This window comes from Candidatus Brevundimonas phytovorans (assembly GCA_029203145.1).
In the GTDB taxonomy this organism is placed as follows: Bacteria; Pseudomonadota; Alphaproteobacteria; order Caulobacterales; family Caulobacteraceae; genus Brevundimonas; species Brevundimonas phytovorans.
The window spans coordinates 3,126,455-3,147,617 of the sequence record CP119309.1 but is presented as its reverse complement, the minus strand read 5'-3'; the positions used below and the strand labels follow the sequence as shown (position 1 = coordinate 3,147,617).

Annotated in this window: 21 protein-coding genes; 8 read left to right on the top strand and 13 right to left on the bottom strand. The window is 68.2% G+C overall.

The window, feature by feature from the left end:
* The first annotated feature begins 3 nt into the window (after nucleotides 1-3).
* Nucleotides 4-2,082, top strand: coding sequence for a penicillin-binding protein 1A (locus P0Y52_15430; protein WEK57907.1), 2,079 nt, complete (start codon nucleotides 4-6; stop codon nucleotides 2,080-2,082).
* A 168-nt stretch (nucleotides 2,083-2,250) separates the two neighbouring features.
* On the opposite strand, the gene P0Y52_15425 is transcribed toward P0Y52_15430, so the two are convergent.
* The 3 genes from P0Y52_15425 to P0Y52_15415 all read right to left on the bottom strand — a co-directional run bounded on the left by P0Y52_15425 (nucleotide 2,251) and on the right by P0Y52_15415 (nucleotide 4,939).
* The gene (locus P0Y52_15425; protein ID WEK57906.1) at nucleotides 2,251-2,964 is read right to left on the bottom strand and encodes a SprT family zinc-dependent metalloprotease; all 714 of its coding nucleotides are present in this window, start codon (nucleotides 2,962-2,964) and stop codon (nucleotides 2,251-2,253) included.
* Entirely contained in the window at nucleotides 2,930-4,210 is a 1,281-nt protein-coding gene (phaZ, locus tag P0Y52_15420; GenBank protein ID WEK57905.1) for a polyhydroxyalkanoate depolymerase, read from the bottom strand. Before phaZ ends, P0Y52_15425 begins: the two co-directional genes overlap by 35 nt.
* A 96-nt stretch (nucleotides 4,211-4,306) precedes the next feature.
* Nucleotides 4,307-4,939 carry an SCO family protein gene (locus tag P0Y52_15415; GenBank protein ID WEK57904.1) on the bottom strand — a complete coding sequence of 211 codons (633 nt, stop codon included), beginning with the start codon at nucleotides 4,937-4,939 and terminating at the stop codon, nucleotides 4,307-4,309.
* 127 nt (nucleotides 4,940-5,066) lie between these two features.
* Between P0Y52_15415 and P0Y52_15410 the strand changes: the two genes are divergently transcribed.
* On the top strand, nucleotides 5,067-6,500 hold the full coding sequence (locus P0Y52_15410) for an ActS/PrrB/RegB family redox-sensitive histidine kinase (protein ID WEK59515.1): 1,434 nt from the start codon (nucleotides 5,067-5,069) through the stop codon (nucleotides 6,498-6,500).
* 80 nt (nucleotides 6,501-6,580) lie between these two features.
* Nucleotides 6,581-7,135 (top strand): ActR/PrrA/RegA family redox response regulator transcription factor, encoded by a 555-nt coding sequence (locus P0Y52_15405; protein ID WEK57903.1) that lies wholly within the window; start codon nucleotides 6,581-6,583, stop codon nucleotides 7,133-7,135.
* A 144-nt stretch (nucleotides 7,136-7,279) separates the two neighbouring features.
* On the opposite strand, the gene mmcB is transcribed toward P0Y52_15405, so the two are convergent.
* The 4 genes from mmcB to thpR all read right to left on the bottom strand — a co-directional run bounded on the left by mmcB (nucleotide 7,280) and on the right by thpR (nucleotide 9,480).
* Entirely contained in the window at nucleotides 7,280-7,726 is a 447-nt protein-coding gene (mmcB, locus tag P0Y52_15400; protein WEK57902.1) for a DNA repair putative endonuclease MmcB, read from the bottom strand.
* A 45-nt stretch (nucleotides 7,727-7,771) separates the two neighbouring features.
* The gene (locus P0Y52_15395; GenBank protein ID WEK57901.1) at nucleotides 7,772-8,314 is read right to left on the bottom strand and encodes a lipocalin family protein; all 543 of its coding nucleotides are present in this window, start codon (nucleotides 8,312-8,314) and stop codon (nucleotides 7,772-7,774) included.
* A 66-nt stretch (nucleotides 8,315-8,380) separates the two neighbouring features.
* Nucleotides 8,381-8,944 carry a GNAT family N-acetyltransferase gene (locus tag P0Y52_15390; GenBank protein WEK57900.1) on the bottom strand — a complete coding sequence of 188 codons (564 nt, stop codon included), beginning with the start codon at nucleotides 8,942-8,944 and terminating at the stop codon, nucleotides 8,381-8,383.
* Nucleotides 8,941-9,480, bottom strand: a complete 540-nt coding sequence (gene thpR / locus P0Y52_15385) for an RNA 2',3'-cyclic phosphodiesterase (GenBank protein WEK57899.1) — start codon at nucleotides 9,478-9,480, stop codon at nucleotides 8,941-8,943. The genes P0Y52_15390 and thpR overlap by 4 nt, the downstream gene beginning before the upstream one ends.
* A 125-nt stretch (nucleotides 9,481-9,605) precedes the next feature.
* Here thpR and P0Y52_15380 point away from each other — a divergent pair, with 125 nt between their 5' ends.
* On the top strand, nucleotides 9,606-10,355 hold the full coding sequence (locus tag P0Y52_15380; GenBank protein WEK57898.1) for a Bax inhibitor-1/YccA family protein: 750 nt from the start codon (nucleotides 9,606-9,608) through the stop codon (nucleotides 10,353-10,355).
* A 199-nt stretch (nucleotides 10,356-10,554) separates the two neighbouring features.
* Here the strand turns inward: P0Y52_15380 and P0Y52_15375 are convergent, their stop codons facing one another.
* On the bottom strand, nucleotides 10,555-10,893 hold the full coding sequence (locus P0Y52_15375) for a DUF2794 domain-containing protein (GenBank protein WEK57897.1): 339 nt from the start codon (nucleotides 10,891-10,893) through the stop codon (nucleotides 10,555-10,557).
* A gap of 133 nt (nucleotides 10,894-11,026) precedes the next feature.
* Here P0Y52_15375 and P0Y52_15370 point away from each other — a divergent pair, with 133 nt between their 5' ends.
* The 3 genes from P0Y52_15370 (at nucleotide 11,027) to P0Y52_15360 (ending at nucleotide 13,489) form a co-directional block, all read left to right on the top strand.
* On the top strand, nucleotides 11,027-11,824 hold the full coding sequence (locus P0Y52_15370; protein ID WEK59514.1) for an enoyl-ACP reductase: 798 nt from the start codon (nucleotides 11,027-11,029) through the stop codon (nucleotides 11,822-11,824).
* A 218-nt stretch (nucleotides 11,825-12,042) separates the two neighbouring features.
* Nucleotides 12,043-13,215: a benzoate/H(+) symporter BenE family transporter gene (locus tag P0Y52_15365; GenBank protein ID WEK57896.1), complete on the top strand. Its 1,173-nt coding sequence runs from the start codon at nucleotides 12,043-12,045 to the stop codon at nucleotides 13,213-13,215.
* Nucleotides 13,216-13,315: 100 nt separating this feature from the next.
* On the top strand, nucleotides 13,316-13,489 hold the full coding sequence (locus P0Y52_15360) for a DUF1508 domain-containing protein (GenBank protein WEK57895.1): 174 nt from the start codon (nucleotides 13,316-13,318) through the stop codon (nucleotides 13,487-13,489).
* A 43-nt stretch (nucleotides 13,490-13,532) separates the two neighbouring features.
* Here P0Y52_15360 and P0Y52_15355 read toward each other — a convergent pair whose 3' ends face one another.
* From P0Y52_15355 to ffh, 4 genes are all read right to left on the bottom strand, one after another.
* Entirely contained in the window at nucleotides 13,533-14,237 is a 705-nt protein-coding gene (locus P0Y52_15355; GenBank protein WEK57894.1) for a glutathione S-transferase N-terminal domain-containing protein, read from the bottom strand.
* 81 nt (nucleotides 14,238-14,318) lie between these two features.
* Nucleotides 14,319-14,846: a ribosome maturation factor RimM gene (rimM, locus tag P0Y52_15350; GenBank protein WEK57893.1), complete on the bottom strand. Its 528-nt coding sequence runs from the start codon at nucleotides 14,844-14,846 to the stop codon at nucleotides 14,319-14,321.
* 111 nt (nucleotides 14,847-14,957) lie between these two features.
* Complete coding sequence (gene rpsP, locus P0Y52_15345) at nucleotides 14,958-15,488, bottom strand: 30S ribosomal protein S16 (protein WEK57892.1); 531 nt, start codon at nucleotides 15,486-15,488, stop codon at nucleotides 14,958-14,960.
* Between the two features lie 27 nt (nucleotides 15,489-15,515).
* Nucleotides 15,516-17,063 (bottom strand): signal recognition particle protein, encoded by a 1,548-nt coding sequence (gene ffh, locus P0Y52_15340; protein ID WEK57891.1) that lies wholly within the window; start codon nucleotides 17,061-17,063, stop codon nucleotides 15,516-15,518.
* Nucleotides 17,064-17,438: 375 nt separating this feature from the next.
* On the opposite strand from ffh, the gene ppc reads away from it, so the two are divergent.
* A complete protein-coding gene (gene ppc, locus P0Y52_15335) occupies nucleotides 17,439-20,135 on the top strand; it encodes a phosphoenolpyruvate carboxylase (protein WEK57890.1) in 2,697 nt (898 codons plus the stop codon).
* Here the strand turns inward: ppc and corA are convergent, their stop codons facing one another.
* Nucleotides 20,136-21,101, bottom strand: coding sequence for a magnesium/cobalt transporter CorA (corA, locus tag P0Y52_15330; GenBank protein WEK57889.1), 966 nt, complete (start codon nucleotides 21,099-21,101; stop codon nucleotides 20,136-20,138).
* Nucleotides 21,102-21,163: the final 62 nt, after the last annotated feature.

Sequence of the window (21,163 nt, the reverse complement as noted above, 5' to 3'; positions counted from 1 at the left end):
TTCATGGCGCGTAAAGACGGCGGACCTGACCGCAATGAGCAGGGCGGCGGCAAGAAGCCGCGCCGGTCCTTCCTCGGCAACCTCTTCTATTGGGGCGCGGTTCTGGCCGTCTGGGGCCTGATCTTCGCTGTGGTCTTCTTCGCCGTCTTCGCGCGCGACCTGCCTGACACCTCGACGCTTTACGACGTCGAGCGGCAGCCCTCGATCACCTATCTGGACCGCTCCGGGGCCCTGATCGCGGTGCGCGGCACGCAGATGGCCCCGCCGGTCGATCTGGACGCCCTGCCCGACTATGTCCCCGCCGCCTTCGTCGCCATCGAGGACCGCCGCTTCTATCACCACCCCGGCTTCGACCCCATCGGCATGAGCCGGGCCATGGCCCTGAACCTCAAGGCCGGGCGCGTGGTCCAGGGCGGCTCGACCATCACCCAGCAGCTGGCCAAGAACCTGTTCCTGACGCCCGATCAGAACATGAAGCGCAAGGTTCAGGAACTGATGCTGGCCGTCTGGCTGGAGATGAAGTTCACCAAGAAAGAGATCCTCGCCCTCTATCTGAACCGGGTCTATTTCGGCGCTGGCGCCTATGGCATCGAGGCGGCCTCGCAGCGCTACTTCGACAAGAGCGCGGACAAGCTGACGGTCGGCGAATCCGCCCTTCTGGCTGGTTTGCTGAAAGCCCCGTCGCGCTACTCGCCCGTGTCCGAGAGCGAGCGCGCCGCCACCCGCGCCACCGTCGTCCTCAATGAAATGGTCGAGGCCGGCGTCATCACCCCGGCCCAGCGCGACGCCGCCGTGGCCGAGCCGGTCCGCGTGTCGCGCACCCTCGCCAGCCAGCACGCCCAGTACTTCATCGACTGGCTGGACAAGCAGATCCGCGGCCTGGTCGGCGAACCGACCGAGGACATGGTGGTCGAGACCACCCTCGACCTGACGTTGCAGACCGACGCCGAGCGCGCCGTGCGCCGCATCCTGGACCGCGACAAGGGCCGGGGCGTCGAACAGGCGGCCCTGGTGGCGCTGGACGGCGAAGGCCGGGTCCGCGCCATGATCGGCGGCGGCTCCTACGCCGACAGCCAGTTCAACCGCGCCGTCGACGCCCGCCGTCAGGCCGGCTCGGCGTGGAAGCCCTTCGTCTATCTGGCGGCGGTCGAGGCCGGCTACACCCCGACCACCCCGGTCGTGGACCAGCCCGTGACCATCGGCGGATGGTCGCCGAAGAACTATTCCGGCAACTTCTCGGGCCAGATGACCCTGGCTCAAGCGGTGGCCCAGTCGACCAATACCGTCGCCGCCTATGTCGCCGATCAGGTCGGTCGTGACAGCGTGGCCCGCGCCGCGCGTCGCCTCGGCATCACCAGCGAGATCGGCCTGCAGCCGTCGATGGCGCTCGGCGCCGTCGAGGTCAGCCCGCTGGAGATGGCCCAAGCCTATGACGCCTTCGCCAACGGCGGCAAGCGGGTCGAGGCCTATGGCATCAGCCGCATCCGCACCCCCTCGGGCCGCGTCATCTACAGCCACGGCACGGGCGAGAGCGGCCAGGCCATCAACAACCCGTCGCTCTACTACATGAACCAAATGCTGCGCGGCGTGATCACCTCGGGCAGCGGCCGGTCGGCGGCCATCGGCGGGCGCGACATCGCCGGCAAGACCGGCACCACCTCGGACTACAAGGACGCCTGGTTCGTCGGCTACACCGGCGGCTTCGTCGCCGCCGTCTGGGTCGGCAAGGACGACAACAAGGCCATGCGCGGCGTGACCGGCGGCTCGTCGCCCGCCGCCATCTGGCGCGGCTTCATGGAGGCGGCCCTGCCCAAACTGGCGGTCCAGCCCATCCCCAACGGCCCGCCCCTGCCCGAAGGCTGGGTCGCGCCCGATCCCGTCGGCGACATGATGGGTCAGGTGCAAGACCCCTACGCCCAACCCACGGACGGCGAACCCGGCCCGGCCATCGTCGACGGCCAGCCCCTGCCGCCCCCCGCGCCCCTGCCCAATGATCAGCCGGTCATCCGCCCCACCTCGCCCCAGCCTGCGCCCAAGGAGGCCCCGCGCAGCGAGAAGAAGCCCGAGGCGGTGTTCTTCTAGAGTTCGTCATTCTCCGACGAAGCGAAGCGGAGATCGGGGAACCCAGCGGCGCCGAAGGCGAACTTCCAGCGTCGCGCGTGTCCCTTTTCGCCTGACGGGCGCCGCTGGGTCCCCCGGTCTGCGCGGCTGCGCCGCTTGCCGGAGGATGACGGAAAAGGAAGGGCCGCCCTATCGCCCCACGGCGTGCAGGCCCGCGCCGTGGTCGCGCAGCCACTGGCGGAACGGGCGATGGTCGCCGACCAGCCGGTGCACCACCGCCCAATAGGCCGGGCTGTGGTCGGCGTGGACCAGGTGGGCGACCTCGTGCGCGGCGAGGTAGTCGGCCACCTCGGATGGGGCCATGATCACGCGCCAGGAATAGCGGATCGAGCGATTGTGCGGGCTGCACGACCCCCAGCGCGAACGGGTGTCGACGATCGACACCTTGACCGGCTTCTGGCCTAGCGCGGCCAGATGGACCTCGGTGCGCTCGACCAGAAAGGCGCGCGCCGCCCGCTTGAACCAGTTCTCGACCCGGCGCGAGAAGGCCTCGCCCTCGCCGCCCGAGCGGATCACCGGCCCGTCCGCCGTCTCGATCAGACGCGCCGCGCCCGCCCCGCCGACCGCTTCCAGCCGCACGCTCCGCCCCAGCCAGGAAACGGTCGCGCCGGGCTCCAGAGGCGAACCCGCGACCCGCGCGGCCAGCCGGTCAGCGATCCACTCCGACTTGCTGCGCGCAAAGGCCACCACCTCGCCCAGACGCCGCTCGGACGGGGCCACGGCCACGGCTTCGCCGGCGCGGGCGTCGATGCGGATCGACAGCCTACGCGCCCGCGGGTTCACCGACAGGCGAAGGGCGCCCCCGCCCTCAAGCGGCAGCCGCTGACCGTTCCGATACTGCACTCAGGCTCTCGTTCTGGGCGATGAAGTCGCGCACGCGCGGATAGATCTCGTCGCGGAAGCGGCGGCCGTTGAAGACGCCGTAATGACCCACGCCCGGCTGGACGTAGAGCAGGCGGCGGTCGTCAGGGATGTGGGGCGTCAGGCCGTGCGCGGCCTGGGTCTGGCCTACGCCGGAGATGTCATCCTTCTCGCCCTCGACCGTGGCCAGGCCGATGTCGGTGATGGCGGACAGATCGACGCGCTGGCCTCTGTGCTCCAACAGACCGCGCGTCAGCAGATGCTGCTGGAAGACGATGTCGATGGTCTGGAGATAGAATTCCTCGGTCAGGTCCAGAACCGACAGGTATTCGTCGTAGAACTGCTCGTGCTTCTCGACCCCGTCGCCGTCCCCATCGACCAGGCTCTCGAAGTAGCGGCGATGGGCGTCGACGTGCTTGTCCTCGTTCATCGACATGAAGCTGTAGAGCTGGACAAAGCCCGGATAGACCCGCCGCCCAAAGCCCGGATAGGGCCAGGGGACGGTGTGGATCATGTTCGACCTGAACCAGGCGAAGGGCTTGGCCTCAGCCAGCTGGTTGGTCACCGTCGGCGACAGGCGGGCGTCGATGGGCGAGCCCATGAAGGTCATGGAGGCGGGCCGGTTCGGGTCGTTCTCGGCCGCCATGACGGCGCAGGCCGCCAGCACCGGCGGTCCCGGCTGGCAGACGCCGACGACGTGGGCGCGTGGGCCGATGGCCGTCAGCATCGCCCGGACATGGTCGATATAGTCGTAGAAGTCGAAGCGGCCTTCCAGCACCGGCACCTGACGGGCGTTCTCCCAGTCGGCGACATAGACGTCGTGGTCCTGCAGGAAGCCCTCGACCGTGCCGCGCAACAGGGTGGCGTAGTGACCCGACAGGGGAGCGACGATCAGGACGGCGGGCGCCTCAAGCGCCTTGCCCGCCTTCTTCAGGTCGCCTGCGTCGCGCTTGAACCGGACCAGCCGACACCAGGGGGATGACCAGACGACCTGCTCCGTCGTGCGCACGACATGGCCGTCGATGTCGATGGTCTCCAAGCCCCAGGCGGGCTTGCCGTAGCGCCGCGTCAGGCTCTCGAACACCTCGGCCGAGGCGTAGGCCGTGCGACCGATGGCCGTGTCCGAGGCCGGATTGAAAGGCGACGTCCAGAACTGGCGGGCCATCTGGGCCCCGATCCGGAACGGCGTCGCCGAATGATAGGCGAGTTCGTGAAATGCGTAGAGCATGAAACCCCGATGCGGCCCCCGCCGATGCGGCAGTGCAGCATATAACGCTTTCCGAGGCAAAACAGACCAGGGTCGCCCCTGATCAGGGAAAGGTGATCAGCCCCGCTCCATCGCCCGTTCGATCAGCTTGGCCGTCTTGTCCGGCCCCAGGTCGTGGGCCACGGCGCTGCGGAACTGGCCGTCCGGCCCCATCAGATAAACGGTCAGGCTGTGGTTCATCGTATAGCCCTCGCCCTCGCCGACCTTCTGGTAGAAGGCGCGGTAGGCCTTGGCGACCTGGGCCGTCTGCTCCGGCGTGCCGGTCAGGCCGATGACGCCGTCCGGGAAGCCGTCCGACGACAGATAATCCTTCAGCAGCTTGGGCGTGTCGCGCTCGGGGTCAATGCTGACGAAGACGATCTGCAGGTCCTTGGCCTTGTCGCCCAGGTCGTTCTCCATGCGCTCCTGCACCGCATTCAGCACGCCCAGCGTGGTCGGGCAGTAGTCAGGGCAGTAGGTGAAGCCGAAGAAGACCAGGGTCCACTTGTCCTTCAGGATCGACTGATCGACCACCTGTCCGTCCTGATTGGTCAGGGTGAAGGGACCGCCGACGGTCGGCTGGCCGGTTCCGGTCTCAGCCACCTGTGCCGACTGCTCGCGTCCCTTGACCACGACCATGGTGATCAGCCCCAGAGCCAGGGCGATGACCGCACAGGCGGCGGCGAACAGAATGACGGGACGACGCGGCATCGACTTCTCCTCAAAGGCCGGCGACGGGTGTGCAGCCGCCAGCGTCGCGGTCTATAGAAGAGGCGTGAGCAGCACAGAAGCCCCCTCCCTGTCGCAGGCCGTGAAGGTCGCGGGCCGCTCTGGCGCCATGGAGGCCCTGCGCGAGCGGCCCCGGCGCGGACGCGGCCTGTCTCTGCGGACCCTGATCGTGCTGCGCTGGCTGGCCATCCTGGGTCAGACCTCGGCCATCCTGACCGCCTATTTCGCCCTGCACTTCCCCCTGCCCTTGTGGGAATGCCTGCTGACCATCGGCGCCGGGGTGGTGATGAACCTGGCCACCATGGCGCGGGCGCGGCGCATCGACGGCAGCCTGCCCAACGGCCCGCAGACGGCGGCCCAGTTAGGCTTCGACATCCTGCAACTGGCCACCCTGCTGGCCCTGACCGGCGGACTGGACAACCCCTTCTGCCTGCTGCTGGTCGCGCCGGTGACCATTGCGGCGGCCTCCCTGCCTTCGCGTCAGGCCCTGGTGCTGGGGGTCATGGCCCTGATCGCCCTGGCCGTCCTCTTTTCCTGGTCCCTGCCCCTGCCGTGGCGCCTGCACGAGCACCTGGTTCTGCCCGGCCTTTACCGCTTCGGCATGGGCCTGGCCCTGGCCACCGGGGTGCTGTTCACCTCGGGCTATGCCTGGAAGGTGGCCGCCGACGCCGAAAAGCTGGAACTGGCCCTGGCCACCACCCAGGACGTGCTGCAACGCGAACAGAGACTGGCGGCCCTGGGCGGTCTGGCCGCCGCCGCCGCGCATGAGCTGGGCACGCCGCTGGCGACCATTCAGGTGGTGGCCAAGGAGCTGCTGCGCGCCTCGCCGCCCGACAGCCCGGTGGCCGAGGACGCCGCCCTGATGCTGCAACAGGCCGAACGTTGCCGCGACATCCTGAAACAGCTGTCGGCCCAGCCCGAGGACGGCGACGCCCTCTACGCCGACGTCGACCTCAAGGCCCTGCTGGAAGAGGTGGTCGAGCCGCATCGCGGCTTCGATCTGGACTTCCAGACCGCGATCAAGGCCCCGCCCGGCCAGCCGGTGCCGCGCGTCCACCGCCTGCCCGAGGTCATCCACGGCCTGTCGACCCTGATCGAGAACGCCGCAGACTTCGCCAACAGCCGGGTGCGCGTCACCGCCATCGTCGACGCCGGCTGGATCGAGATCGACATCCTCGACGACGGCCCCGGCTTCGCCTCAGAGATCCTGCCGCGCCTGGGCGAACCCTATGTGACCAGCCGCCCTCAGACCAAGGCCCGCCGCGCCCTGGCGGCCCAGCTCGCCGCCGCCTCGGACGCCCCGCGCAAGGCCAGCCGCAAGACTGCGCCGCCGCCGATCACCGCCCCTATCGCTCCCAGCCAGGGGGGGATGGGTCTGGGCTTCTTCATCGCCCGCACCCTGCTGGAGCGCAGCGGCGGCAAGGTCTCGGTCGGCGCCGGCGACGGCGAAAAGGGCCAGCCGCGCGGCGCCCGCGTCACCGTCCGCTGGCCGCGACAGGCCCTCGAAGTCGCCGATCCCGCCCTCGAACCGCGCAAGGCCTAGGTGGAACCTGATGTCGCAGTCGGGAGCTAAAACCTTGACCATGCCGCGCGGACGCACGACCTGAGCGTCAGGAGAACTCCATGTCCGAACTCGAAGCCCGTATCGCCACCCTGACCGACAAGACCCTGCTGCTGCTCGACGACGACGCAGCCCTGCGCACCCGTCTGGGTCGGGCGCTGGAAGCCCGCGGCTTCACCGTGACCCTGGCCGGTTCCGTGGCCGAGGCGGGCGACGCCCTGCGCGTCTCGGTCCCCGCCTTCGCCGTCCTGGACATGCGGCTGGAGGACGGCAACGGCCTGAAGGTGGTTGAGGCCATCCGCGAGCGCCGCGAGGACGCGCGCATCGTCATGCTGACCGGATACGGCGCCATCGCCACCGCCGTCGCGGCGGTCAAGGCCGGCGCCGTCGACTATATGCAGAAGCCCGCCGACGCCGACGACGTGGTCAAGGCCCTGCTGTCCACTGGCGACGCCCCTGAACCGCCTGAAAATCCGATGAGCGCCGACCGGGTGCGCTGGGAGCATATCCAGCGCGTCTATGAGCTGTGCGACCACAATGTCTCTGAAACCGCCCGCCGCCTGGGCATGCACCGTCGGACGCTGCAGCGGATTCTGGCCAAGCGGGCGCCTCGCTAAGCCTTTCCTCCCCACCCTGTGGGGAGGGGGACCACGAAGTGGTGGAGGGAGCGGCGCAGACGGTCGCCGGGGAGTCGCCCCCTCCATCTCGTCGGCTGCGCCGCCGATCCACCTCCCCATTCGCTCCGCGAACAGGGAGGAAAATCAATCCCGCATGGTTCTAAGCGCCCCCAGCCGGGCGAAGGCCAGGGTCAGCGCCTTCCTGCGCGCCGGGGCCAGCGGCGTGGCGGGGGCCTCGCGCACCACCGCCCCGCCGAAGCCGTCGGCGACGATCAGGCCCGGCTCCTCGGGCAGGACGGATTGTGGAAACTCGGGCGCCACGGCGAAGTAGAAGGCGTCGCAGAAGGGCCCGTACTCCTGCCATTTGCGGTCCACGCGATAATCGTCGATCCCTGACTTCACCTCGCAGATGACCACGTCGCCCTTGGGCCCCAGGGCCATGACGTCGGCGCGCCGACCATTGGGCAGGCAGACCTCCAGCAGGGGCGCATAGCCCATATCCAGCATCAGCCGCGCCGCCCCGCGCGTGACCGACAGGGTCGTCTCGGGGCGACTGAAGACCAGTTCGAGATGCAGGGCGGAGGCGGTCATGCCGCCTTTATGTTCCACCTATGTTCCCGCCGCAAGCGACGCCGTTCAGCGGCCGGTGTGCACCGGCTCGCCGCCAAAGCCCAGTTCCCGCGCCCGCGCGATCAGACGCGTCCGGGTCGCCTCGGACGGGCTCTGGCTGCGGTGCCAGATCCACCAGTGAGACTTGTTCGGCAGGCCCATGATGGCCCAGCTATAGTCAGGGGCGTGATCCCATACCCAGTAGTTCTGGCCCGCCAGACCGCCGAAACTGAGCAGGCCCCGCAAGGTGAAGCGGAACTTGGCCCGCGTCGCGGCGTCGGTGACGCGAGCGTTGGCGCGAAGGGTTTCTATCTGTCCGCCCGGTCGCCGGGTGCAGGTCACGGCGATGGCGTAGCGGCTCCCGGGGGCCTGGGGCGTGAAGTCGATCTGGGCGCGGCTGCAATCCTTTTGAACATCGTTGGGATTGCGGACGATCTCGAACCAGCGGCCGTCGAAGCGGTCCAGATCGACCGCCTCGGCCTGGGCCAGGGCCGGGCTGGCCAACAGGACGGCGACCACCACGGCCGCCGCCGCGGGCAGGGCATGGCGCTCAAACCTGGGGTGTTTCATACGGCGTCCTCCGAAAATCCCGACGGGGCCCTTACGCCCGGCGCCCGGCTTCGGATGACCTGGCGGCTACAGACGGGTGCGATTGGCGCGCCATTCCTCGCGCGTCTGCCCCCACAGATTGACGACATGATCCTGGAACGGCGGCGGGATACGGCCCGGCCCGCGGTTGCTCGACCCCAGTCGCAGAGCCACCTTTTCCGAGCCCCGATTATCCGGGTCGATGCAGTGGATCACGTCGGGCCAGTTCAGCACGTCGAAGGCGTAGTCCATGGTCGCGGCCGCCGCCTCGACCGCATAGCCCTTGCCCGTGGCGTCGCGGTGCAGGCTCCAGCCCACCTCGCGCCCCGGCCAGTCGTAGGGGTGCAGCGGCCCGATGCGGCCCATCCAGTTTCCGGTGGCCTTCTCGATCACCGAGAACATGCCCTCGCCCTGCAGAGCCCACATGCCCGCGACCGCGGCGATCCCCCGCCAGACCTCATGCTTCGACTGCGCTCCGCCGATGAAGCGGGTCGTCTCCGGGTCGCTCATGAAGTCGGCCCAGCGCGGAAAGTCATCATGCGTCGGCGGACGCAGGAACAGCCGCTCGGTCTCCAGCGTCGGGCCAAGCGGCGAGGTCGGACGCTCGATCACAGGAGATACTCCCGCTCCAGGCTGTAAACGCTGCCGTCGCTGGTCAGGACGCTGGAATAGAGGCCGAAGCGATCCACCCGGATCGGCGGCGACTGCAGCAGGTTGTGCCCGGCGATCCAGGCCCCGATGCGGTCCGGGTTCGCCTGGGGCTTCAGATAGGCCAGCGTCACGTGCGGCCGGTACTCGCGCTTCTCCGGCGGCACGCCCGCCCGCTCGCCCGCCGCGCGGCAGCGCCCGGCCAGGACGTTCAGCGGCTCCGACCGTTCCAGCCCCGCCCACAGGGTGTGGGTGCGGTGGGCGTCGCCGAAGGCCCCGACGCCGTTCAGGGTGATCTCGAAGGCCCCGCCGCCCTCGGCTCGGCTCAGTTCCGAGGCCAGATCGTCGGCCGTCCTTTCGGACGCCTCGCCATAGAAGGCCAGGGTGACGTGCAGGGCGTCCAGCGGTCGCCAGCGCGCGCCGGGCAGGCCGGACTGACGGCGCTGAAGCGTCTCGGCGACGTCTTCGGGAATGGCGATGGCGGTGAACAGGCGCAGCATGCGACCCTTGGTAGCGCCCGGAACGCCAGGCCGGAAGTCGGGTTTTCCTTGCAAGACGGGCCGTCCGTCACGATATTTCCCGTCAAGGTCGGCATTTGCCGTCCACTTAGGAGACTTCTTTCGCGATGAGCGACTTCAACAACGGTTATGCGCGCCCGCTTCCGCAGTCGGCGGACATGTCCGTCGACGCTGGTCTGCGCGCCTTCATGCTCGGCGTTTACAACAAGCTGGCCCTCGGCCTCGTGGTCGCCGGCGCCCTCGCCTATGTCACCGGCAACGTGCCCGCCGTGCAGCAACTGCTGTTCGCCCGCACCGACGACGGCCGCATCGGCCTGACCCTGCTGGGCATGATCATCCAGTTCTCGCCGCTGGTCATGCTGTTCGGCTCCATGTTCTTCATGAAGAACCCGACGGCCAAGGGCGTGAATATGCTCTACTGGGCCGTGGTTTCGACCATCGGCGCGGGCCTCGGCGTCCTTTTCCTGCGCTACACCGGCGGTTCGCTGGCCTCGACCTTCTTCGTCACGGCGGCGGCCTTCGGCGGTCTCAGCCTGTTCGGCTACACGACCAAGAAGGACCTGACCGCCATGGGCAGCTTCCTGATCATGGGCGTAATCGGCCTGATCATCGCCTCGCTGGTGAACATGTTCATGCAGTCGGGCGTCATGTACCTGATCATCTCGGGTCTCGGCGTGCTGATCTTCTCGGGTCTGATCGCCTATGACACCCAGCGCCTGAAGATGACCTACTACGCGCTCGGCGGTAATCAGGAAGCCATGGGCGTGGCCACGGGCTTCGGCGCCCTGAGCCTGTTCATCAACTTCATCAACCTGTTCCAGTTCCTGCTAGCCTTCATGGGCGGCAGCCGGGAATAGAAGTCGGAAACGACTGAGTTTGGAGGCCCCGATGGAAACGTCGGGGCCTTTTTCATTGCACTGACAGCAACCCTATCCGCTCATCCCCGCGGAGGCGGGGACCCAGTAAGAGCGCCGGGCGGAGCGTTTCTCCGTTGATCGAAGTGTCTTGAAGCCAAAGCACTGGGTCCCCGCCTCCGCGGTGATGAGCGGTGGGTGGCTATTCCACCACGGTGAACTTCCTGCTGTCGAACACCCGCAGCACCTGGGCCAGGTCTCGCCCGCGCTTCAGCACATGGCCGCCCTCGCCGATCACGGCCCACTGGCCCTGTTTCAGGCGCAGGGCCGGGCGTTTCTCGATCCGGTAGAGCGGCGCGTCGCCCGAACGGCGGAAGACGGCGAATTCCGCCACCTCCTTGTGGCCGATCATGGCGTAGTCGCGCCATTCGCCAGCCGCGACCATGCGGCCATAGACCCGCAGCACCAGCCCCAGTTCCTGTCGATCAAAGAAGACCGGACCGGGTTGAGAGACGTCTGAACTGTTCGGATCAAGGCTCATCATCTGTCAACTTAAGCAGGCCTGCGCCGAACGCCAGCGGCGCCGCGACTTGTCACCCGCGCGCCACGCGTCCAAAAGGCGGATCAAGTTCAGATACGGAGACGAACCCATGGCGACGAGCGAAGGCTGGGATATGCCCACCGGCGACCTGATGAAGGGCAAGAAGGGCCTGATCATGGGGGTCGCGAACTCCAGTTCCATCGCCTGGGGCATCGCCTCGCAGCTGGCCGCCCAGGGCGCCGAGCTGGCCTTCACCTACCTCGGCGAAAGCCTTGAGCGCCGCGTGCGCCCCCTGGCCGAGAGCGTCGGCGCCAAGCTGCTGATCCAGGCCGACGTCACCGACGACGCTTCGATGGACGTCGCCTTCGCCGAGCTGGAAAAAGAGTTCGGCACGATCGACTTCGTCGTCCACTCGGTGGCCTTCGCCAACAAGGACGAGCTGAAGGGCTCCTTCGTCGACAACACCACCCGCGACAGCTTCCTGCTGGCCATGAACATCTCGGCCTTCAGCTTCGTCGATGTGGCCAAGCGCTCGGCCAGGCTGATGCCCAACGGCGGCTCGATGATCACGCTGACCTACCTGGGGTCCGAGCGGGTCATCCCCAACTACAACACCATGGGCGTGGCCAAGGCCGCCCTGGAAGCCGCGACCCGCTACATCGCCCGCGACCTGGGTCCGAAGAACATCCGCGTCAACGCCATCTCGGCGGGCGCGATGCGCACCCTGTCGCTGGCCGGCATCTCGGGCGGGCGCGGCCTGCACTCCAAGTCGGCGCAGTTCTCGCTGATCAAGGAAGAGACCTCGATGGAAGGCGTCGCCGGCGCCGCCCTGTGGCTGTGCTCGGACCTGGGCCGCTCGACCACGGGCGAAGTCGTCCACGTCGACGCCGGCTTCCACGCCGTCGGCCTGCCGGACGACATGGAGGGCTGAACCCGACCGGGGTTCGGAACAAGATCAAGGGGCCGTCGGGAAACCGGCGGCCCTTTTTGCTGCGTGACCAGTAAGAGCCAAGGATGCCGCCTTCTCTTTGGCGCTTCGATCTTGGCGAGGCAGATGAAGCCAAAGCACTGGGTCCCGGCGTCCGCCGGGATGAGCGGAGGAAACAGGTTTCGCTTCCAGGCCGCCGTCGCCCGGCCTAGCTTCGCCGCATGAGTTCGTCGCGTCTGCCGCCCCCCGCCAGCTTCTCCGCCGCCGCCGTGGCGATGGTCGTCGGTTTCGGCGGCACGGTGGCCCTGATCGTTCAGGCCGGGCAGACGCTGGGCGCCTCGCCCGCCCAGATCATCTCCATGGTCACGGCCCTCTGCCTCGGCATCGGCCTGCCGGGCGCGGTGCTGAGCTGGCGACTGAAGATGCCAGTCGTCCTGGCCTGGTCGACGCCCGGCGCGGCCCTGCTGGCGGCCTCGACGTTGGGGCTGGGATGGTCGACCGCCGTCGGCGCCTTCGTCATCGCTGGGCTGCTGATGGTGCTGACAGGCCTCGTCCCCGCCTTGGGACGGCTGGCCGAGCGTATTCCCGCGGCTGTCGCCTCGGCCATGCTGGCGGGGGTGCTGCTGCCCTTCTGTCTGAAGCTGTTTCTGGTCTTCCCCGCCGACATGGCGCTGGCGGCGGGGTTGCTGGCGGTCTTCCTGATCATGCGAAGGGTCGCCGCCGCCTGGGCCCTGCCGGCGGTTCTGGTCGCCGCCTTCGCGGTTCTGACGCTGAGGGGTCAGCTCGGCCTGCCCGCCGGGACCGGCCTGTTCGGCGAGCTGTCGCCGGTCATGCCCGGCTTTGACTGGAAGGCGGCGATCAGCCTGGCCCTGCCCCTCTATCTGGTGACCCTGGCCTCGCAGAACCTGCCCGGTCTGGTGGTGCTGAGGGCCGCCGGCTACGCCCCGCCCGCCGGAAAGCTGATCTTCTGGGGCGGCCTGACCAGCACGGTCCTCGCCCCCTTCGGCGCCCACGGGGTCAATCTGGCCGCCATCACCGCCGCCCTCTGCACCGGACCCGAGGCCCACCCTGATCCCGAGCGCCGCTGGACCGTCGGCGTCCTCTACGGCCTGATCTATCTGGTCGTCGCCCTGTTCGCCGCGCCGCTGGCCGGCCTGTTCATCGCCATGCCGACGGGGGCGCTGGCCGTCATCACCGGCCTGGCCCTGATCGCGCCGCTGACAGGATCGCTGAGCGGCATGATGAGCGTAGTCGAGGACCGCGAGGCGGCGGTGCTGACCTTCGCCGCCACGGCCTCGGGCGTCGCCCTGTTCGGGGTCGGTTCGGCCTTCTGGGGCCTGGCGATCGGCTTCATCGCCCTCGCGGCGCGGCGCTGGATCAAGCCGCGCGCCTGAACCCCATCACGCCACTGTGAGAGAACAGCGGCTTTCCACGTCGAGCCTGACTGTGAGAGCGTCGCCTCTGGTCGACACCCGGCCCAGCAGAGAGGCGACGATGGCGCACAAGTTCGAAGTCTATCAGGACAAGGCCGGCGAGTTCCGCGTCCGGTTCAAATACAACTCCGAGATCATCTTCTCGACCGAGGGCTATTCCGACAAGTCGGGGGCCAAACGCGCCATCGAGTCGATCAAGAAGCACGTCGGCGACGCCCCGACCGAAGAAGTCTGAGTTCAGCGGGGGCGCAGCGTAGAGCTCGCCCCCGCCATCTCTCTTACGGTCGCGCCGGGATGTTCAGACCCCGCTGCACCGCCGGACGCGCCAGCCCGCGCTCCAGCCAGGCGGCGACGTGTGGGAAGTCAGCGAACCCCACCAGATCACCCGCCTCATAGAAGCCGATCAGGTTGCGCACCCAGCCCAGGCTGGCGATGTCGGCGATGGTGTAGTCCTCGCCCATGATCCAGTCGCGGCTCTCCAAACGCCCCTCCAGAACCCCCAGCAGGCGCCGCGACTCGGCAACGTAGCGGTCGCGCGGGCGCTTGTCCTCATACTCGCGCCCGGCGAACTTGTGGAAGAAGCCGACCTGGCCGAACATCGGGCCGATCGCCGCCATCTGGAAGAAGACCCACTGGAGGGTCTCGTAACGCGCCGCCGGATCGGCGGGCAGGAAACGCCCGGTCTTCTCAGCGAGATAGACCAGGATGGCCCCGGATTCGAACAGGGCCAACGGTTTGCCGCTCGGGCCGTCCGGGTCGAGAATGGCCGGGATCTTGCCGTTGGGGTTCAGCGACAGATAGTCGGGCGTCCAGGTCTCGTTCTGGCCGATGTCCACCAGATGCGGCTCATAGGCCAGACCCAGCTCCTCCAGCAGGATGGAGACCTTGACCCCGTTCGGCGTCGGCAGGGAGTAGAGCTGCAGCCGGTCGGGATGCTGGGCCGGATACTGGCGAGTGATCGGATAGGCGGACAGGTCGGCCATGGGGCGCTCCGGGCAGGTTGAACCTCCCATGTTGGAAGCCTGACCGCCCGCCGCAATAGCCACCGTTCCAGTGGCGGTCGATCAGGTCTCGTCGCGCTCGTCCACCTCGGTCGGACGCACGATACGCAGCCAGCCCTCGGCGATGCGCAGGTCCGGCGCCGCCTCGCGGGTGAAGGGCAGATACCAGGTCGGACCGCCCTCCTTGGGCGCGATCTCCAGCATGTCGGAGGCGCCGAAATTCTGCACCGACTTGACCGTGCCGACCGCCGTATCGTCGAGGTCGCGCGCTTCGAGACCCACCAGATCGGTCAGGTAGAACTCGTCGTCCTCGGGCTCGGGCAGGCGGTCGCGCGGCACGAACAGCTTCTGGCCGCGCAGGACGTCGGCCTGTTCCTTGGTGGCGATCTCCTTGACCCTGGCCACCACGCCCGCCTTGTCAGGCCGCGCCGAGATCAGGGTCAGGGCGGGCGTGCCGTCGGCCTTCAGCAGGGGCTGATAGGTCATCAGGGCCATGGGGTCGGCGGTGAAGGCGGTGATACGCACCTCGCCCTTCACGCCGAAGGCGCCGCCGATCTGGGCGACGAGGATCATCTTGTTTTCGTCGCTCATCGACAGGCTCCGTTTCGCAGTTCCAAGGGCCAGATAGCAGAAAAGCAGCGCCCGGAATCGGACGCTGCTTTCCATTTCCGCATCCCGGTCGGAACCGGGAAGCCGAAGGGTTTAGCCCTCGGCGTTTTCTTCAGCGGCCGGAGCTTCTTCAGCAGCGGCTTCAACCGGAGCTTCTTCGACAGCCGGAGCGTTCTTGGCGGCTTCAGCGGCAGCAGCAGCTTCTTCCTTGGCGCGAGCGGCGGCTTCGGCAGCTTCGACCTTGGCGGCGGCTTCGGCTTCCAGACGGTCGGCTTCGCGCTGAGCGCGCTCGGCGGCGCGTTCCTGGGCCTTCTTGCCCGGCGCGCCCTTGTTCGGGTTGTTCGACTGGGTCCAGGCGACCTTGCCGACCAGAGCTTCGTCTTGCGACTGGCTGATGAAGCGCGCGACGCGGTCGGTCGGCTGGGCGCCCTTGGCCAGCCATTCCGAGATGCGGTCGGCCTTCAGGGTGACGCGCGGCTGGGCGCTGTCCTTGGGCAGCATCGGGTTGTAGCTGCCGACGCGCTCGATGAACTTGCCGTCGCGGGGAGCGTGGCTGTCAGCAACGACGATGTAGTAGTAGGGGCGCTTCTTGGCGCCACCGCGGGCCAGACGAATCTTCAGCATTTTCAGTCTCTTTCTAGAAAATCGAAATCAGTTCTTTTTCGGGAAGCCCGGCAGACCCGGAAGGCCCCCCGGAAGTTGTCCGCCGCCCAGTCCGGCGAGCCGGTCCTGAATGGCTTTCATGTCGTCGGCGCTGGGTTCGGCCATCTTGCCGCCGCCCAGAGCCTTGAGGCGGGCCATGTCGGGGCCGCCCATGCCGGGGAGACCGGGCATGCCGCCGCCGCCCCCGCCGAGACCGCCCATCATGGCGGCCATCTTCTGCAGGTTCTTGCCGCCGCCCTTGGACAGGGACTTGACCATGTCGGCCATCTGCCGGTGCTGTTTCAGCAGGCGGTTGATGTCCTGAACCTCGACGCCGGCGCCGGCGGCGACGCGCTTCTTGCGGCTGGCGTTGAGCAGGTCGGGCTTCTTGCGCTCGGCCTTGGTCATGGAGCTGATGATGGCTTCCTGACGGGCGATCATCTTGTCGTTGACGTTGCTGTCGGCCATCTGAGCCTTCAGCTTGGCCACGCCGGGCAGCATGCCCATGATGCCCTGAAGCCCGCCCATCTTCTTCATCTGCTGCAGCTGGGCGGCCAGATCGTCCAGATCAAACTGACCCTTGGCCAGCTTGCGGGCCATCTTCTCGGCCTTGGCCTGGTCCAGCTCGCCCGCAGCCTTTTCGACCAGGGCGACGATATCGCCCTGACCCAGGATGCGGCCAGCGACGCGGCGGGCGTCGAAGACGTCGAGGGCGTCGACCTTTTCACCGGCGCCCAGATACTTGATCGGCAGGCCGGTGACGGCGCGCATCGACAGCATGGCGCCGCCGCGACCGTCGCCGTCGGCGCGGGTCAGCACCAGGCCGGTCAGGGGCAGGCGTTCGTGGAAGGCGGCCGCGGTGCGGACCGCGTCCTGACCCGTCAGGCTGTCGGCGACCAGCAGGGTCTCGACCGGATTGGCGACGCGAGCGACCTCGGCCACCTCGGCCATCAGGGCCTCGTCCAGCGTGATGCGGCCGGCGGTGTCGAGGATCAGGACGTCGAAGCCCTGGAGCTTGGCGGATTGCAGCGCGCGCCTGGCGATCTCGACCGCCGACTGGCCCGCCACGATGGGCAGGGTCGCGACCTCGATCTGCTGACCCAGGGTCGCCAGCTGCTCCATGGCCGCCGGACGACGCGTGTCCAGCGAGGCCATCATAACCTTCTTCTTGTCGAACTTGGTCAGGCGCAGGGCCAGCTTGGCCGAGGTCGTGGTCTTGCCCGAGCCCTGCAGGCCGGCCATCAGGATCACGGCGGGCGGCGTCGCATTGATGTTGATCGGGGTCGGCTCTTCGCCGCCCAGCATCTCGACCAGACCGTCATAGACGATCTTGACCACCTGATCGGCCGGCTTGACCGAACGGATGACCTCTTCGCCCGTCGCCTGTTCCTTGGCGCGGCTGATGAAGTCCTTGACCACCGGCAGGGCGACGTCGGCCTCGAGCAGGGCGACGCGGACTTCGCGCAGCGCTTCCTCGACATCCTTTTCGGACAGGGCGCCGCGGCCGGTGATCCGGTCGAATACGCCTGTCAGTCGCTCGTTCAGAGCCTCGAACATTCAAAACCTTTCATGCGCGAACCCTGTCCCCCATAGAGAAAAGGCCTCTGGCGACGATCACGTCGGCAGAGGGTCCTCGCCGGGCTCGTTCTTTCCTTTTGGGGCTATCGGCCGGTCGGCCTACTTGAGCCCGAATGGGCTGTGCTCAAGTAGCGCTCAGCGCGGTAGCACGACCAAGAAAGCTGTCGTACCGGAGGAGGCGCAGGTTCAATTGCGCCGGAAGTGGCGGCTTATGGAGCATTCGCCAGCAAATGTCGACTCTGCGGCACGCCTCCCAAAACCACACAAAGGGTTTCAGCGTTGACCATGGGACTAGGCGGCTCGGATTCCACTGATACGGTTCCGCTTCCAGCCTCCCCGCTGAAGGACAATGCGATGATCCAGGCCGCCGACGACGCCTTACGCGATGAGGTTCGCCTGCTAGGCGCCCTGCTCGGCGAGGTGATCCGCGACGAGGGCGGTCAGGAACTCTACGACCGCATCGAAGCCGTGCGTCAGGCCTCGGTGGCCTATCACCGCGACCCGGCCTCGCACGACGCCTCGCAGTTGGAGGCCCTGCTCAAGGACCTGTCGCTGGATCAGGCCATCGGCCTGACTCACGGCTTCGCCGCCTTCTCGCTGCTGGCCAATGTCGCCGAGGACCGCGCGGGCAAGCGCCGCGCCCGCGAACAGGCCGTCGCCGGCGAACGGGCCGACACGCCCGAAGGCGCGCTGAAGCGGCTGGAGGCGGCGGGCGTGGACCGGGCGGCGGTGCGCGACCTGCTGTCCACCGCCCTGATCTCGCCAGTCCTGACCGCCCACCCGTCCGAGGTGCGAAGGAAGAGCGTCATCGACCGCATCGCCGCGGTCGGCGCCCTGCTGGACGGCTGCGACCGTGACGGGATCGCCTGTTCACCGACGACGCTGAAGGCGGCTCTGCGGCGTCAGATCGTCATCCTGTGGGCCACGCGCCTGACGCGGGCCTCAGGCCTGGTGGTGCAGGACGAGATCAACACCGTCACCGACTGGCTGCAACGCATCTTCCTGCACGTCGCCCCGGCCCAGCTGGCTGAGTGGCGAACGCTCCTGGACGCGCCCGACCTGCCGCCCTTCCTGCGCATCGGCACCTGGGTCGGCGGCGACCGCGACGGCAATCCCAATGTCGACGCCGCCGTGATGAGCGCCGCCTTCCGCACCCAGTCGCGCGCGGTGCTGCGCTTCTATCTGGAAGAGGTGAACGCGCTCGGTGAAGAGCTCAGCCTGTCCGCTGACCTGACCACCGTGACCCCCGAACTGGCGGCCCTGGCGGCGACGTCCGGCGACGCCTCGATCCAGCGCGCGGACGAGCCCTATCGACGGGCGCTGAGCCAGATCTACGCCCGTCTGTCGGCGACCCATGCGGCCCTGACCGGCGGCCCCGCCCCCCTGCCCGCCCAGTTCGAGGCCCCGGCCTATGACGGTCCCGACGCCTTCCGCGCCGACCTGGCCGTGCTGCACGACAGCCTGATCCGCACCCACGGCGCCGTCTTCGCCGACGACCGGCTGGCGCGGCTGATCACGGCGGCGGATGTCTTCGGCTTCCACATGGCGACGCTGGATATGCGCCAGAACTCCGATGTGCATGAGCGGATCGTGGCCGACCTGCTGAAGGTCGCTGGCGTCTGCCCCGACTACGCGGCGCTGGACGAAGAGGCCCGGCTGACCCTGCTGGCGTGCGAGCTGGCCAACCCGCGCCCGCTGTTCTCGCCCTATGCCGATTATGCGCCCGAAACCCTGAAGGAGCGCGCCATCCTGCAGGCGGCGGCCCAGGCCCTGTCCGCCTTCGGCCCCCAGGCCATCCGCACCCATATCGTGTCCAAGACCGACGCGGCCTCGGATATGCTGGAGGTCTATCTGCTGCTCAAGGAGGTCGGCCTCTACGACCCCGCGGACCCCGCGGCCTGCCCCATCCAGGCCGCCCCCCTGTTCGAAACCATCGACGACCTGCGCGCCTCGCAGCCCACGCTGGAACGGGTGCTGGCCGAGCCGTCCGCCCGCGCCGTGGCGACCGCGCGGGGGGTGCAGGAGGTCATGATCGGCTACTCGGACTCGAACAAGGACGGCTCCTATCTGACCTCGGGCTGGGAACTGCACGAGGCCTCGCGCGCCCTGCTGGACGTGACCCGCGCGGCGGGCGTGCGTCTGCAACTGTTCCACGGTCGCGGCGGCGCCGTGGGGCGCGGCGGCGGCTCCAGCTTCTCGGCGGTGCTGGGCCAGCCGGCGAGGACGGTCGCGGGCCGCATCCGCGTCACCGAACAGGGCGAGGTCATCGCCAACAAGTACGGCGAGCCCGAGGTGGCGCAACGCAATCTCGACGCCCTGACCTGCGGGACCCTGCTGGCCTCGCTGGGGCCGCAGACGGACGGCGGCTACAGCGCCGAGCACGGGGCCACGGCGGCGCGCCTGTCGGCGGCCTCGATGAAATCCTATCGCGCCCTGGTCTATGAGACGCCGGGCTTCGTGGACTATTTCCGCGCCGCCACCCCCATCGCCGAGATCGCCGATCTGAAGATCGGCTCGCGCCCGGCCAGCCGCACCGCCTCGCCCGCCATCGAGGACCTGCGCGCCATTCCCTGGGTGTTCAGCTGGTCGCAGTCGCGGGTCATGCTGCCCGGCTGGTTCGGCTTCGGCTCGGCGGTCCAGGGCGAGGACCCGGACGAACTGCGCGACATGGCCGCCGCCTGGCCCTTCTTCCGCACCGTGGTCCAGAACATGGAGATGGTGATGGCCAAGGCCGACATGGCCATCGCCCGGCGCTACGCCGGGCTGGTCCCCGACGCGGCCCTGGCCGAGCGCATCTATGGCGCCATTCGTGCGGAGTGGGACCGGACCCGCGACGCCGTCCTGTCCATCACCGGCCACGACGACCTGCTGGGCGGCCAGCCCCAGCTGGACCGCCTGATCCGCCAGCGGATGCCCTATGTCGAACCGCTGAACCATGTGCAGATCGAGCTGATCCGTCGCAGACGGGCGGGCGACGACGACCCGCGCGTCAGGAACGGCATCCTTCTGGCCATCAACGGCGTGGCGGCGGGCCTCAGAAACAGCGGCTGATTACAGCCACTTGATCCGCTTGAACGTAATGTAGAGGCCGAGGCAGATGGTGGCGATCAACCCCATGACCATGGGGTAGCCATAGACCCAGCGCAGCTCCGGCATGTATTCGAAATTCATGCCGTAGATGCCGGCGACCGCCGTCGGGGTCGCCAGGATGGCGGCCCAGGCGGCCAGCTTGCGGGTGATGACGCCCTGACGCTGCTGCTCCAGCAGGTTGGACACTTCGAACACCGACGACAGGATGTCGCGCAAGCTCGCCGCTCGGCTCGAGACGCGCCGCACATGGTCGGCCACGTCGCGGAAATAGGGTCGCACCTCGCGGTCGATGCAGGGCAGGTCCAGCGACTGCAGCTTGTTGGCCACCTCCTCCATCGGGCCGAGGACGCGGCTGAACTTCAGCAACTCGCGGCGCAGCTGGAACAGACGCTTGAGGTCGGCGCGCGACAGGAAGCTGTCCAGCGCCCGCTGCTCCATCTCCAGCACGCTGTCCTCGATGTCGTCGACGATGGGCACATAGGCGTCGACGATGAAGTCCAGCACCCCGTGCAGGATGAAGTCGGCGCCGTGCTTCAACTGCAGCGGCGAGGCCTCCAGCTGGGCGCGCAGCTGGGTATGGGCGCGGGCCGAGCCGTGGCGGATGGTGATGACATAGCGCGGCCCGACGAAGACGTGCGTCTCGCCGTACCAGATGGCGTCGTCGGCCTTTTGCGCCGTGCGGGCGACGATGAAGAGCTCGCCGCCATAGACCTCGATCTTGGGCATCTGATGCGCCGCCAGCGCGTCCTCGACCGCGAGCGGGTGCAGATGAAAGCGCCGCACCAGGGCCTCGAACTCCTCGCTTGTCGGCTCGTACAGGCCGATCCAGAGGTATTCGCCCGGCTTGAGCCGCAGCCCCTCGTCGGTCAGCGGCGCCTCGCGAACCCGCTGGCCGTCCTTGTAGATATAGGAGGCGACGACGCTCATGCGGGGAACCTCATTCTTGCTAGCCAAAGCCAAGGCTTACGCCACCTCGCCGAAAAACAGAA